We start from the raw sequence: 12,413 nt of genomic DNA on the forward strand, positions 1-12,413 counted from the left end.
TTGCCTGGAGACCCGCTTCCACGGAGATAGCGCATCTTTCAGTCTATACACAAGTCTGTGGGAGCCGGTTCACCCGCGAAAGGGCCGGTGCAGCCAAACAAAACTCAGCGCATCAAACCCAGCTCGGCATCATCCATCAGCGCCTTGGCCATTGCTGCGAAGTAGTGCGAAGCCCACATCAATTGCTGGTCGCCATCCATCAAACCGGTAAGCGACAAGTCCCGCGCATAGCCCATCAGCTCCGAGGCCTGCTCACGGGCGCTGCGACAGGGGATGCCCTCGGCAATGCGGAACAGTGGGTGGGTTTGGCCTTCGCCTTGGTAGAAGTAGGTAACGCCAGGGGTGGTTTTGGTTTCGTCGTTCATGAGTTCGGCACCATGGAAATATGTGCCACCCGTCCGTTTCCACACATAGGGGTGACAGCTGCACACGGGGTGGAAAACCAGGCATGATGCGAACCCGGTAGGCCCAAAGGCCTCCCGCGTACAGCTGTCATAACGACACGCACCATAGATCTTGCCAGGTTTCCACACCCGATCGCTGAACCGTCAGCGACTGGAAAAGCCTAGAGCGCGGGATTTGCAGGAACAATCAGACGCGTGTCGACAGGGGTTGTAGGGTATTTCGCAGGGGATGGAGTTGCCAGTGCTGAAGCGTAGGAAGAGTCTGGCGTTGTTGTAGGAAGTGCAGGTGCGGTCAGGGCATGTCCTGGGGCCGCTTTGCGGTCCTTCGCGGGCATGCCCGCTCCCACAGCGATCGCGCATTGCCTGGACTGAGCGCCAAACCTGTGGGAGCGGGCGTGCCCGCGAAGGGCTGCAAAGCAGCCCCAACAAAGCCTGCGAAAATCTCTAAAGCGACCGTCGCGTCTGCAGAACATTCGATGCCATCTGCACCTGCGCAATAGCCATGTTCAAACTCAACTCGAACCGGCTGCCCAACCCCCGCGTCGACTCATGCGCCAACCGTGCCCCCAGCAACTCGCCCATCTGCCGGCAGATCGACAAGCCAATCCCCAGCCCGCCATACCGCCGGGTCATCGAACCATCGACCTGGAAGAAGCGCTGATACAAGGTCGACTGGTCCAGGTCATCGAAGCCAATGCCGCTGTCGCTGACAATGAACGTCAGTGCCAGGTCGTGCGGCCCTACCCGGCGGCCGCGCACCTGGATCAGCACCCCACCCTGGTGGGTGAATTTCAGGCCGTTATCCACCAGGCACCCCAGGCAACGGGCCAGTTTCTGTCCATCGCCCAGCAACCCGTCCGGCAGTTCGGCCGGGATGTCCAGGCTCAGGTACAGGCCTTTGCCCAACGCCTGCCCGGCATAACCGGCGCGCAAGCCGTGCAGCAGCGAGCGCAGGCTGAACGGCGCCGGCTGCGCGCGCAGGCGGCCGGCCTGCAGTTCAGACAGGGTAAGAATCGCATCAACCATGTCCATCATGCCCTGCGCCGAGCCCACTGCAGTGCGGTGGTACTGGGCCATTTCGGCCTCCATTGGCAGGGTGTCCATCAGCTCGAGCGAGCCGATCACACCGTTCATCGGCGTGCGCAGCTCATGCGTCACGCTGGCCAGGAACTCATCTTTCAGGCGGTTGCTCCTGGCCAGCTGCAGGTTCAACTGTTCCAGCGTCCGCCCGGCGTCACGCAAGGTCTGCGCCTGCTGCTCGCGCAAGTTGTTGATGCGGTCGGCCAGGGCCAGCGACAGCAAGGCCACCTCCAGCGCCGAACCCAGCTGGCTGGCATACATGGTGATGAACACATTCGGCAGGTAGCCCAACACCATCAGGGTGTTGGCCAGGCCGCCGAGCAGGAATGCCGTCCAGGCAATGATGAACCAGCGCGCCACGCGCAAGCCATGCCACCAGGCGTACAGCCCGGCGCTGAAGATGCTCACGGTGAACAACAGTGCCAGCGCCGTGGCCATGCGCAGGGCCACGCCATAAGGCATGGTGACGGCCAGTACCATGACCAGCGCGCCCCCCAGCATCAGCGCTTGCAGCAGCCGGTCGAAGCCACGGCTGATGCTGGCCAACTGCAGGAAGTGCCGGGCGAACTGGCAGCCGAACAGCCCAGCAGCACCGATGAACAGCGGCGTCGAGGCATTAGCCCACCAGGGGCTGTCAGGCCACAGGTAAGCCACGCCGGCGCCATTCACCGACACCTGGTAAAAGCCGAACGAAGCGATATAGAGGATGTAGTAGAGGTAACTGACGTCGCGCACGCTGAGGTAGATGAACAGGTTGTACACCAGCATCACCAACAGCACGCCATAGATCATTCCCAGCACGTACAGGCGCGTAGGCTGCGCTTCCAGGTAGGCCTCGGCGGACCATAGCGCCAGCGGCGCCTGCAGCGAGCCCTGGCTGTGCAGGCGCAGGTAGACGGTGGTCACCTGGCCGGGCGGCAGCTGCAGCTCGAACAGGTAGTTGTTCTGCCGGATCTGCCGGCTGTCGTAGGGCAAGGCGTCGCCGGTGCGCCGGGCCAGGCGGTAGCCGCCGCTGCCATCAGGCAGGTACAGCTCGAGGTGGTCCAACGGCGGATAGGCCAGCTCCAGCAGCCATTGCCGGGCGGCTGCACCAGGTGCAGCCAGGGGGCGCAGTTCGACCTTGAGCCAGAATACCGAGGTGGAATAACCGGCGTTCAGCACCTCTTCGTGGTGAGGGCGAAAGCGCTTGGCAAACTCTGGGGCGGTGACCTGAGCGATGCTGGCGCTGGCAGCGGGGTCTTCATAGACCTGCATGGCCTTGCCCAGCGGAAGATGACCGGTCGCGTCGTCGAAATCGACCGCTCCGGCCAGCAAGGGCAATACCCCCAGAAGCACAATCAGCAAATAGCGCATACAGCCCCAGCATGGCCTGTCCGGTCGAGTCGCGGTTGCCTCCTATCCGTTTGAGACGACCTGATCCGGCAGAACCCGTTTGTCGAGTTATCCGAGCACTCTAGCATAGCTTCGCAACCTGGCAATCGGCCACATCTCTGCACAAAGAAAAGGCTCTAAATCAATGCTTTCAGAAAGAAACGAAAGAAAAAGCTGACTACACGATCAACAAAACCCATTGGCAGGACGATCCGCCCAAACAGGATTGGTGGTAAGCTCGCCGACCATGAATATCTACAGCTCCCGCCCCGTTGTCCTCTGTCTCTCCGGCCACGACCCCAGTGGCGGCGCCGGCCTGCAGGCAGATATCGAAGCCCTGCTCGCCCAAGGCTGTCACGCCGCACCCGCGGTGACCGCCCTGACCGTGCAGGATACCGTCAACGTTTCCGACTTCCGCGTGCTCGACCGCGAGTGGGTGCTGGCGCAGGCCAACGCCGTGCTGGCCGACTCCACGGTAGCCGCCGTCAAGCTGGGCATGCTCGGCTCGATCGAGATGGTCGACACCGTCGCCGAGCTGCTGGCCGCGCACCCGCACCTGCCGCTGGTGTGCGACCCGGTGCTGCGTGCCGGTGGTGGTGGCCGCCTGGGCAAGGACGAGGTGGGCTACGCCCTGCGCGAACGCCTGTTGCCGCTGGCCACCATCGCCACGCCGAACCTGCCCGAAGCACGCATCCTGGCCGAACTGCCCGAAGGCAGCGCCGATGAGTGTGCGGAAAAACTGCTGCCATTCTGTAGACACCTGCTGATTACCGGCGGTCACGGCGACGAGGACGAAATTCACAACCGTCTTTACAGCCGCGACGGCCAGCGCCACACCTGGACGTGCCAGCGCCTGCCGGGCAGCTACCATGGCTCGGGCTGCACCCTGGCCAGTGCCCTGGCCGGGCGCCTGGCCCTGAGCGAGCAACTGGACAGTGCCGTGCGCAGCGCCCTGGACTACACCTGGCGCACCCTGCGTGACGCCGAGCAACTGGGCAAGGGCCAGTTCGTACCACGCCGTCTGCCGCTGGATTTCTGCTCCTGATACGAGGCCTTCAATGAAGCTACGTGGTCTGTATGCCATCACCGATAGCCAGCTGCTCGCCGGCCGTTTCCTCTCGCATGTCGAAGCGGCACTGGACGGCGGCGTATGCCTGCTGCAGTACCGCGACAAGAGCGACGACGCGGCCCGGCGCCTGCGCGAGGCCGAAGGGCTGATGAAGCTCTGCGAGCGCTACGGCACCCAGCTGATCATCAACGACGACGCCGAACTGGCCGCGCGCCTGGGTGTCGGCGTGCACCTGGGCCAGACCGACGGCCCGTTGACCCCAGCCCGCGCCTTGCTCGGCCGCCAGGCGATCATCGGCTCCACCTGCCACGCCAACCTTGACCTGGCCGCCCAGGCCGCCAAGGAAGGTGCCAGCTACGTGGCCTTCGGCCGCTTCTTCAATTCGGTCACCAAGCCGGGCGCCCCCGCGGCCAGCATCGAACTGCTGGAGCAGGCCCGCGCCCAGGTGAAACTGCCGATCGCGGTGATCGGCGGCATCACCCTCGACAACGCCGCCCCGCTGGTCGCCCATGGTGCCGACCTGCTGGCGGTGATCCACGGCCTGTTCGGTGCCGACAGCGCGCAGGAAGTCACCCGCCGCGCCCGCGCCTTCAATGCCTTGTTCGCATCCTGATTCGAGAGAACCTTCCATGTCCCGTTCCGAAGCCCTGTTCGCCCAAGCCCAGAAGCACATTCCCGGTGGCGTCAATTCGCCGGTCCGCGCTTTCCGGAGCGTTGGCGGCACGCCGCTGTTCTTCAAGCATGCCGAAGGCGCCTACGTCGTTGACGAGGACGACAAGCGCTACGTCGACTACGTTGGTTCCTGGGGCCCGATGATTCTCGGCCACGGCCATCCAGAGGTACTGGAGTCGGTACGCCAGCAGCTGCAGCACGGCCTGTCCTACGGCGCGCCGACCGCCATGGAAACCGAAATGGCCGACCTGGTCTGCTCGCTGGTGCCGTCCATGGAAATGGTGCGCATGGTCAGCTCCGGCACCGAAGCCACCATGAGCGCCATCCGCCTGGCCCGTGGCTACACCGGCCGTGATGCCATCATCAAGTTCGAGGGCTGCTATCACGGCCACTCCGACAGCCTGCTGGTAAAGGCCGGCTCCGGCCTGCTGACCCAGGGCGTGCCAAGCTCGGCTGGCGTGCCGGCGGACTTCGCCAAGCACACCCTGACCCTGCCGTTCAACGACATCGCCGCCGTCGAGAAGACCCTGGCCGAAGTTGGCCAGACCGTGGCCTGCATCATCGTCGAGCCGGTGGCCGGCAACATGAACTGCGTGCCACCGGCGCCCGGCTTCCTCGAGGGCCTGCGCGAGCAGTGCGACAAGCACGGCGTGGTACTGATCTTCGACGAAGTGATGACCGGCTTCCGTGTTGCCCTGGGCGGTGCCCAGGGCCACTACGGCATCACTCCGGACCTGTCGACCTTCGGCAAGATCGTCGGCGGCGGCATGCCGGTCGGCTGCTTTGGCGGCAAGCGCGAAATCATGGGTTGCATCGCCCCGCTCGGCCCGGTGTACCAGGCCGGTACCCTGTCGGGTAACCCATTGGCCATGGCCGCTGGCCTGACCACCCTCAAGCTGATCAGCCGCCCGGGCTTCCACGCCGAGCTCACCGACTACACCAGCCGCATGCTCGACGGCCTGCAACAACGCGCCGATGCTGCTGGCGTGCCGTTCGTCACCACCCAGGCCGGTGGCATGTTCGGCCTGTACTTCAGCGGCGCCGACGACATCGTCACCTTCGACGACGTGATGGCCAGCGATGCCGAGCGCTTCAAGCGCTTCTTCCACCTGATGCTCGACGGTGGCGTGTACCTGGCGCCGAGCGCATTCGAGGCGGGCTTCACCTCCATTGCCCATGGCGACAAGGAGCTGCAGATCACCCTGGATGCAGCAGAAAAGGCCTTTGCTGCGCTGAAGTAACTGCCAGCCAGGCCGGCCCCTTCGCGGGCAAACCCGCTGCCACAGGTTATGCGTATACCTGTGGCAGCGGGCCTACCTGGAAAGGCCGATACAGCAAATAAATAACCCTGCACAATCAGCCGACTCCCCAACCAAACAGAAATTCGAGTAAAACTTTGTAAGGTTGGCGCTGCTTATCCCATAATGTGCCACCAGAGACATTGGCCGCAGCTTTGCAGAGGTAAGTCGATCCCCATGAACCGCACCGGCCGCGCCCTGACCCTGGGCTGCCTGTTGCTTCTTCAGCCCCTGCTGGCCCTGGCAGAGGGCGGTAACTCGTTGCTGATTCCGGCGACGGGCCGCTGCACCCTGAATGTGCAGCTTGAAGACCTGGCAAACGCCCTGAAGGCCTGCGAACAGACGGCGACGGCGGGGGATGCCCAGGCGCAATTCGAACTTGGCGACTACTACTACTCGCAAACCCCGAAAAACTTCGACAAAGCCCTGGACTGGTTGCAGAAGGCCTCGCTGCAAGGGCATGCCGAAGCCCAGTACCGCCTGGGTGCCATGTTCTACCGTGGCGAAGGGGTCAAGGCCAACAATGTGCAGGCCTACATCCTGCTGAAGATGGCTGCGGTCAACGGCGCCGAGGATGCGCTGGACATGGCTGACGAAGTGACCGAGAAAATGCCCCGCGACGAGCTGGAGCATGCCACCCAGGTGCTCGGCCAGATCTTCCGCAAGTACCTGCTGGAACTGCAGAACGCCGAGGGGCGCACGCCGTTCTCGCCACTCCCCTGAGGGTTACTTCTCCGGCATCGGCATGGGGAACGGCATCACGTTGCCGCCACCCTTGGCTTCGCTGATCTTGGCGGTGCCCAGGCGCTCCACCTCGTCGATGCGCACGATCGAATGCAGCGGCACGAAACTGCGGATCACCCCGTCGAACTGGCTCTTGAGCTTTTCTTCGCTCGGGTCCACCACCAGCTGCGAGCGCTCGCCGAAGACGAACTCCTCGATTTCCAGGAAGCCCCACAGGTCGCTCTGGTAGATCTGCTTGGCATACATCTCGAAGACCTGCCCCTGGTTGAGGAAGATCACTTTATAGATGGCAGGTTCGCGCTTGCTCATGTTCGTCGGGATAACACATGCGTAAGAAAAGGCGGGCATCATACCTGTACCGGCCCCTTCGCGGGCAAGCCCGCTCCCACCGGTATTGCACCCACCTTCGAAGCGGTGCGGTACCTGTGGGAGCGGGCGGGCCCGCGAAGAGGCCGGAACAGGCCGTACATACCGTTGGACGTTTCAGTGCTTTCGCCACTGCCATTCAAGGGTTATTCTTGAGTTCACCTTCATTGCCGTCGAGCGGCTAAAAACGACCTTGAACGCACCCATACAACCCCATCGTTTCATCCTCGAACCTTTCGAGGCCCACCGTTTCGCCAACCTGTGCGGCCAGTTCGACGAGCACTTGCGCCTGATCGAACAGCGCCTGGCCATCGAAATCCGCAACCGCGGCAATCAGTTCGAACTGATCGGCGAACCCAAGACCACCTCTGCCGCCGAGCAACTGCTGCGCCGTCTCTACCGCGAGACCAAGGCCACCGACCTGTCGCCGGAAACCGTGCACCTGTACCTGCAGGAGTCGACTGTCGAGAACATCGACAACCCGGCGGTCAACGAGGTCAGCGTGTCGCTGCGTACGCGCAAGGGCAATATCCGCCCGCGCGGTGTCAACCAGCAGCGCTACGTCAAGGAAATCCTGGCCAACGACATCAACTTCGGCATCGGCCCGGCCGGTACCGGCAAGACCTACCTGGCCGTGGCCTGCGCCGTGGACGCGCTGGAACGCGAACAGGTGCGCCGCATCCTGCTGGTACGCCCGGCGGTCGAGGCAGGCGAAAAGCTCGGCTTCCTGCCCGGCGACCTGGCGCAGAAGATCGACCCGTACCTGCGCCCGCTGTACGACGCCCTGTATGAAATGCTCGGTTTCGAACACGTGGCCAAGCTGATCGAGCGCCAGGTGATCGAGATCGCCCCGCTGGCCTACATGCGTGGCCGCACCCTGAACAACAGCTTCATCATCCTCGACGAAAGCCAGAACACCACCCTTGAGCAGATGAAGATGTTCCTGACCCGTATCGGCTTCGGCTCCACGGCGGTCATCACCGGCGACATCACCCAGGTCGACCTGCCACGTGGCACCAAGTCGGGCCTGGCGCACGTCATCGAAGTGCTGAAGGACGTTCCCGGGATCAGCTTCACCCACTTCCAGCCCAAGGATGTGGTTCGTCACCCACTGGTGCAGCGCATTGTCGAAGCCTACGACCGCTTCGATGCCCGCCAGGCCAAGCCCGAGGCACCTGGCAAAGATGCTTGAACTCGACATTCAACGGGCCACGGATGCCGCCGCCCCGGATGACACCGCCTTCCGCCGGTGGTGCGAACTGGCCCTGCGCCAGCGTAGCGCCGATTCGGAAATGACCATTCGCCTGGTCGATGAAGCCGAGGGGCGTGAGCTGAACCACACCTACCGGCACAAGGACTACGCGACCAACGTGCTGTCGTTCCCGGCCGACGTGCCCGATGACCTGCTCGATATCCCCCTGCTGGGCGACCTGGTGATCTGCGTACCGGTGGTCGAGCGCGAAGCGGCCGAACAGGGCAAGGCGCTCGAAGCGCACTGGGCGCACCTGGTTATCCATGGCTGCCTGCACCTGCTCGGCTACGACCACATCGAGGATGAGGAAGCCGAGGAAATGGAAGGCCTGGAACGGGAATTGCTGGCAGAACTGGGTCACCCCGACCCTTACGCCGATGATGAAACCGACTCAATCACACACTGATACACGAAGGATCACGAGAACCGCCATGAGCGAAGATCGATCGAGCAACGGGCAGAAGTCCTGGCTGGGTAAACTGACCCAGGCTTTTGCCCATGAGCCGAAAAACCGCCAGGAGCTCCTCGAGCTGCTGCGCGAAGCGCACCAGAACAAACTGCTGGACAGCGAAGCACTGACCATCGTCGAAGGCGCCATCCAGGTCGCCGACCTGCAGGTGCGCGACATCATGGTGCCGCGCTCGCAGATGATCAGCATCAAGGCCAGCCAGTCGCCACGCGAGTTCCTGCCGGCGGTGATCGACGCCGCGCACTCGCGCTACCCGGTGATCGGCGAAAGCCACGACGATGTGCTGGGGATCCTGCTCGCCAAGGACCTGCTGCCGCTGATCCTCAAGGAGAACGGCGACAGCTTCAACATCAAGGACCTGCTGCGCCCGGCCACCTTCGTGCCCGAGTCCAAGCGCCTGAACGTGCTGCTGCGCGAATTCCGCGCCAACCACAACCACATGGCCATCGTCATCGACGAGTACGGCGGCGTGGCCGGCCTGGTCACCATCGAAGACGTGCTGGAGCAGATCGTCGGTGACATCGAGGACGAGCACGACGTCGAGGAAGACAGCTACATCAAGCCGCTGCCGAGCGGTGACTTCCTGGTCAAGGCACTGACCCCGATCGAGAACTTCAACGAGTTCTTCGACAGCGAATTCTCCGATGACGAATTCGACACGGTGGGCGGCCTGGTGATGAGCGCCTTCGGCCACCTGCCCAAGCGCAACGAAACCACCGAGATCGGCCCCTACAAGTTCCGTATTCTCAACGCCGACAGCCGGCGGATACACTTGCTGCGCCTGACACCGATCACCCGTTAAGGACGAACATGCGTTGGATCACCCGCCCCGGCTGGCCCGGTAACCTGCTGGCCCTGGCGGCCGGCGCTTCCACCCTCCTGGCCCTGGCGCCATTCGACATCTGGCCGCTGGCCTTGTTGTCCATCGCCGTGCTCTACCTTGGCCTGCGCGAGCTCAGCCCGCGCCAGGCCATGTGGCGTGGCTGGTGGTTCGGCTTCGGCCTGTATGGCGCTGGCACCTGGTGGATCTACGTCAGCATGAACACCTACGGCGGCGCCTCGCCGCTGCTGGCGATCCTGCTGCTGCTGGCGTTCTTCGCCGCCCTGGCCTGGTTCTTCGCCCTGCCCACCTGGCTGTGGGCACGCTGGTTGCGGCGCGACGAAGCGCCGCTGGCCGACGCCCTGTGCTTCGCCGCCCTGTGGCTGCTGCAAGAGGCCTTCCGCGGCTGGTTCCTGACCGGTTTCCCCTGGCTCTACGCTGGCTACAGCCAGCTGGACGGCCCGCTGGCCGGCCTGGCCCCGCTGGGCGGCGTCTGGCTGATCTCCTTCACCCTGGCCCTGAGTGCCGCCCTGCTGTGCAACCTGCACCGCCTGCGCGCGCGCCCCGCCTTCCTGGGGGTCGCCTGCCTGCTGCTGCTCGCGCCATGGCTACTGGGCCTGGCGCTCAAGGGCCATGCCTGGACCAAGCCCGCAGGCGACCCGTTGAAGGTCGCGGCCATCCAGGGCAACGTCGAGCAGGAGCTGAAATGGGACCCGGCGCACATCGACGCGCAACTGGCGCTGTACCGTGACCTGAGCTTCAGCTCCCGGCCGGTGGACCTGCTGGTGTGGCCGGAAACCGCCGTACCGGTGCTCAAGGACCAGGCCCAGGGTTATATCGACGTGATGGGGCGCTTCGCCGCCGGGCGAAATTCGGCGCTGATCACGGGCGTGCCGGTGCGCGAAGTGGTGCACCACCAACGCCGCTACTACAACGGCATCACTGTCACCGGTGAGGGCGACGGCACCTACCTCAAGCAGAAGCTGGTGCCGTTTGGCGAATACGTGCCGCTGCAGGACATGCTGCGAGGCCTGATCGAGTTCTTCAACCTGCCGATGTCGGACTTCGCCCGCGGCCCGGAAGACCAGCCGCTGCTGCAGGCAAAGGGCTATCACATTGCGCCTTACATCTGCTATGAGGTGGTCTACCCCGAGTTCGCCGCCAGCCTGGCTGCTCGCAGCGACCTGCTGCTGACGATCAGCAACGACACCTGGTTCGGCACCTCGATCGGCCCGCTGCAACACCTGCAGATGGCACAGATGCGGGCGCTGGAGGCCGGGCGCTGGATGATCCGCGCCACCAACAATGGTGTGACCGCGCTGATCGACCCGTTTGGCCGCATTACCACGCAGATTCCACAGTTCCAGCAGGCGGTGCTGTATGGCGAGGTAGTGCCGATGCAGCAACTGACGCCGTACCTGCAATGGCGCTCGTGGCCGCTGGCGATCGTCTGCGCATTGCTGCTGGGTTGGGCGTTGCTGGCGGGGCGCATTGCCAAGACCGTTTGAGTTTTCCTGTACTGGCCTCTTCGCGGGTGAACCCGCTCCCACAGGGACCGCACAAGCCCATGGCCTGCGGTGTACCTGTGGGAGCGGGTTCACCCGCGAAGAGGCCGGCACAGGCAACACAAGGCTCAGTAGAACAGCCGATACCCCACCAGCCCCACCCCTTCATTGAGCAACTGCCCGCTCTGCCACAGCGCCCGGCTTTCCGGCAGCAAGCCGGCAAACGGCCGCGCATGATCACGCCCGAGGAACCCGACCGGCGCCGGCACCACCTCGAACCCCGCCTGCTCGAAACTCCAGCGCGAGCGCTGCATGTGCCACGCCTGGGTGACCACGACCACCCGGCGAATCCCCAACGGCTGCAGCACCTTGGCAGACAGCTGGGCGTTCTCCCAGGTGGTACGACTGGCCTCCTCCCGCCATTTCACCTCGACGCCGAAATCTTCACGCAGGCAGTCCGCCATCAACTGCGCCTCGCTCGGTGGCGAGCCATAGTGCAAGCCACCACTGGTCAGCACCGGCAGGCCCGAGGCCTTGGCCAGCCGTGCGGCAAAGCGCATGCGCTCCAGGGCAGTGGCCGTGGGCTGGTCGCTGCCGCCCCAGGCCGGGTCACCGCGTTCACGCCCTGCTCCCAGTACCACGATGGCATCTGCCCGACTTGCCAGGCCCGCCCAGTCGGTCACGGCCAGCGGCGGCTCCGTTTCCAGCACACGTGCCGTTTGCTGCATCACCAGCGGCAAGCTCATCAGCCACAGGCCTGCCAGGCCCACGGCAAAGCACAGCGCGGCCAGCCGCGGCCGCCGCGCGCGCAGCCACCATGCCGCCAACAGCAGCAGGAACAGGATGCCCGGCGGCATCAACCATTGCTTGATGAAGAATCGCAAAGCCATCGGCCACACCTCCTGGTCAGGCGTGCAGCCTAGAAGGATCGACGCCGGCCAACAAGATTGCAGCCGGCGCCGATCATGAGATATGCAAGTTTTTGAGAACCGGCGCGCTATAGCCTGCGCCTGGCGTCCTGAACGGCTAGCGATGCGGCAGCGTCCTGGATCTCGCCGAACTGGCGGGGCGTTTCTTGTCCTTGAGCCAGATGATCTTGGCCGATGTCGGCTCCGCTTGTGGGTAACTGCCGACACAGGCATTGTGGCGCTCCGGGAGGGAATCCAGGTAGGCCTTGATCAGTTCGAACTCCGCATGGCTCAGGCCACGCAACTCCAGTTCAGCTGGCATCTCGTCGCGCAATCGCACCGAGGTCCTGGCCACTTCCAGTGCCAGGCCAAGCCGGTCGATCAGGCGTTCGTATAGCTCCGGTTTGATTGCGGGTAGCTGCGTCTCTCCCATCCGTTCACCTCATTGAAGATAA

Annotated in this window: 13 protein-coding genes; 8 read left to right on the forward strand and 5 right to left on the reverse strand. The window is 64.0% G+C overall.

Translation table 11 applies throughout. The features are described 5' to 3' along the window. Positions 1-104 precede the first annotated feature (104 nt). Together HG549_RS22370 and HG549_RS22375 are read right to left on the reverse strand one after the other, a co-directional pair. Positions 105-365, reverse strand: a complete 261-nt coding sequence (locus HG549_RS22370; protein WP_170032843.1) for a DUF3077 domain-containing protein — start codon at positions 363-365, stop codon at positions 105-107. A 483-nt stretch (positions 366-848) separates the two neighbouring features. Continuing rightward, on the reverse strand, positions 849-2,837 hold the full coding sequence (locus HG549_RS22375; RefSeq protein ID WP_170032845.1) for a hybrid sensor histidine kinase/response regulator: 1,989 nt from the start codon (positions 2,835-2,837) through the stop codon (positions 849-851). Between the two features lie 265 nt (positions 2,838-3,102). Here HG549_RS22375 and HG549_RS22380 point away from each other — a divergent pair, with 265 nt between their 5' ends. The 4 genes from HG549_RS22380 to HG549_RS22395 all read left to right on the forward strand — a co-directional run bounded on the left by HG549_RS22380 (position 3,103) and on the right by HG549_RS22395 (position 6,617). After that, complete coding sequence (locus HG549_RS22380) at positions 3,103-3,900, forward strand: hydroxymethylpyrimidine/phosphomethylpyrimidine kinase (RefSeq protein ID WP_170032847.1); 798 nt, start codon at positions 3,103-3,105, stop codon at positions 3,898-3,900. A gap of 13 nt (positions 3,901-3,913) precedes the next feature. Further along, on the forward strand, positions 3,914-4,537 hold the full coding sequence (gene thiE, locus HG549_RS22385; protein WP_170032850.1) for a thiamine phosphate synthase: 624 nt from the start codon (positions 3,914-3,916) through the stop codon (positions 4,535-4,537). Between the two features lie 16 nt (positions 4,538-4,553). Then, positions 4,554-5,837 carry a glutamate-1-semialdehyde 2,1-aminomutase gene (gene hemL / locus HG549_RS22390; protein ID WP_170032852.1) on the forward strand — a complete coding sequence of 428 codons (1,284 nt, stop codon included), beginning with the start codon at positions 4,554-4,556 and terminating at the stop codon, positions 5,835-5,837. Positions 5,838-6,071: 234 nt separating this feature from the next. Next, positions 6,072-6,617, forward strand: coding sequence for a tetratricopeptide repeat protein (locus HG549_RS22395; RefSeq protein ID WP_170032854.1), 546 nt, complete (start codon positions 6,072-6,074; stop codon positions 6,615-6,617). A 3-nt stretch (positions 6,618-6,620) separates the two neighbouring features. Here HG549_RS22395 and HG549_RS22400 read toward each other — a convergent pair whose 3' ends face one another. After that, positions 6,621-6,947 carry a DUF1820 family protein gene (locus HG549_RS22400; RefSeq protein ID WP_170032856.1) on the reverse strand — a complete coding sequence of 109 codons (327 nt, stop codon included), beginning with the start codon at positions 6,945-6,947 and terminating at the stop codon, positions 6,621-6,623. A gap of 250 nt (positions 6,948-7,197) precedes the next feature. Here HG549_RS22400 and HG549_RS22405 point away from each other — a divergent pair, with 250 nt between their 5' ends. Genes HG549_RS22405 through lnt form a run of 4 tightly spaced genes read left to right on the forward strand, consistent with a single transcriptional unit; the run spans position 7,198 to position 11,053 of the window. Beyond that, positions 7,198-8,196, forward strand: a complete 999-nt coding sequence (locus tag HG549_RS22405) for a PhoH family protein (RefSeq protein ID WP_170032858.1) — start codon at positions 7,198-7,200, stop codon at positions 8,194-8,196. Continuing rightward, a complete protein-coding gene (ybeY, locus tag HG549_RS22410) occupies positions 8,189-8,662 on the forward strand; it encodes an rRNA maturation RNase YbeY (RefSeq protein ID WP_170032859.1) in 474 nt (157 codons plus the stop codon). The genes HG549_RS22405 and ybeY overlap by 8 nt, the downstream gene beginning before the upstream one ends. A 25-nt stretch (positions 8,663-8,687) precedes the next feature. Then, the gene (locus HG549_RS22415) at positions 8,688-9,527 is read left to right on the forward strand and encodes an HlyC/CorC family transporter (protein ID WP_114170710.1); all 840 of its coding nucleotides are present in this window, start codon (positions 8,688-8,690) and stop codon (positions 9,525-9,527) included. A gap of 8 nt (positions 9,528-9,535) precedes the next feature. Next, positions 9,536-11,053: an apolipoprotein N-acyltransferase gene (lnt, locus tag HG549_RS22420; protein ID WP_170032861.1), complete on the forward strand. Its 1,518-nt coding sequence runs from the start codon at positions 9,536-9,538 to the stop codon at positions 11,051-11,053. Between the two features lie 125 nt (positions 11,054-11,178). Here lnt and HG549_RS22425 read toward each other — a convergent pair whose 3' ends face one another. Both HG549_RS22425 and HG549_RS22430 read right to left on the reverse strand, forming a co-directional pair. Further along, positions 11,179-11,940 carry a YdcF family protein gene (locus HG549_RS22425; protein ID WP_170032863.1) on the reverse strand — a complete coding sequence of 254 codons (762 nt, stop codon included), beginning with the start codon at positions 11,938-11,940 and terminating at the stop codon, positions 11,179-11,181. Between the two features lie 136 nt (positions 11,941-12,076). Then, entirely contained in the window at positions 12,077-12,391 is a 315-nt protein-coding gene (locus tag HG549_RS22430; protein ID WP_170032865.1) for a hypothetical protein, read from the reverse strand. Between the last annotated feature and the right edge of the window lie 22 nt (positions 12,392-12,413).

The sequence above is a fragment of the Pseudomonas sp. SK genome, assembly GCF_012975065.1.
Classification (GTDB): Bacteria; Pseudomonadota; Gammaproteobacteria; order Pseudomonadales; family Pseudomonadaceae; genus Aquipseudomonas; species Aquipseudomonas anuradhapurensis.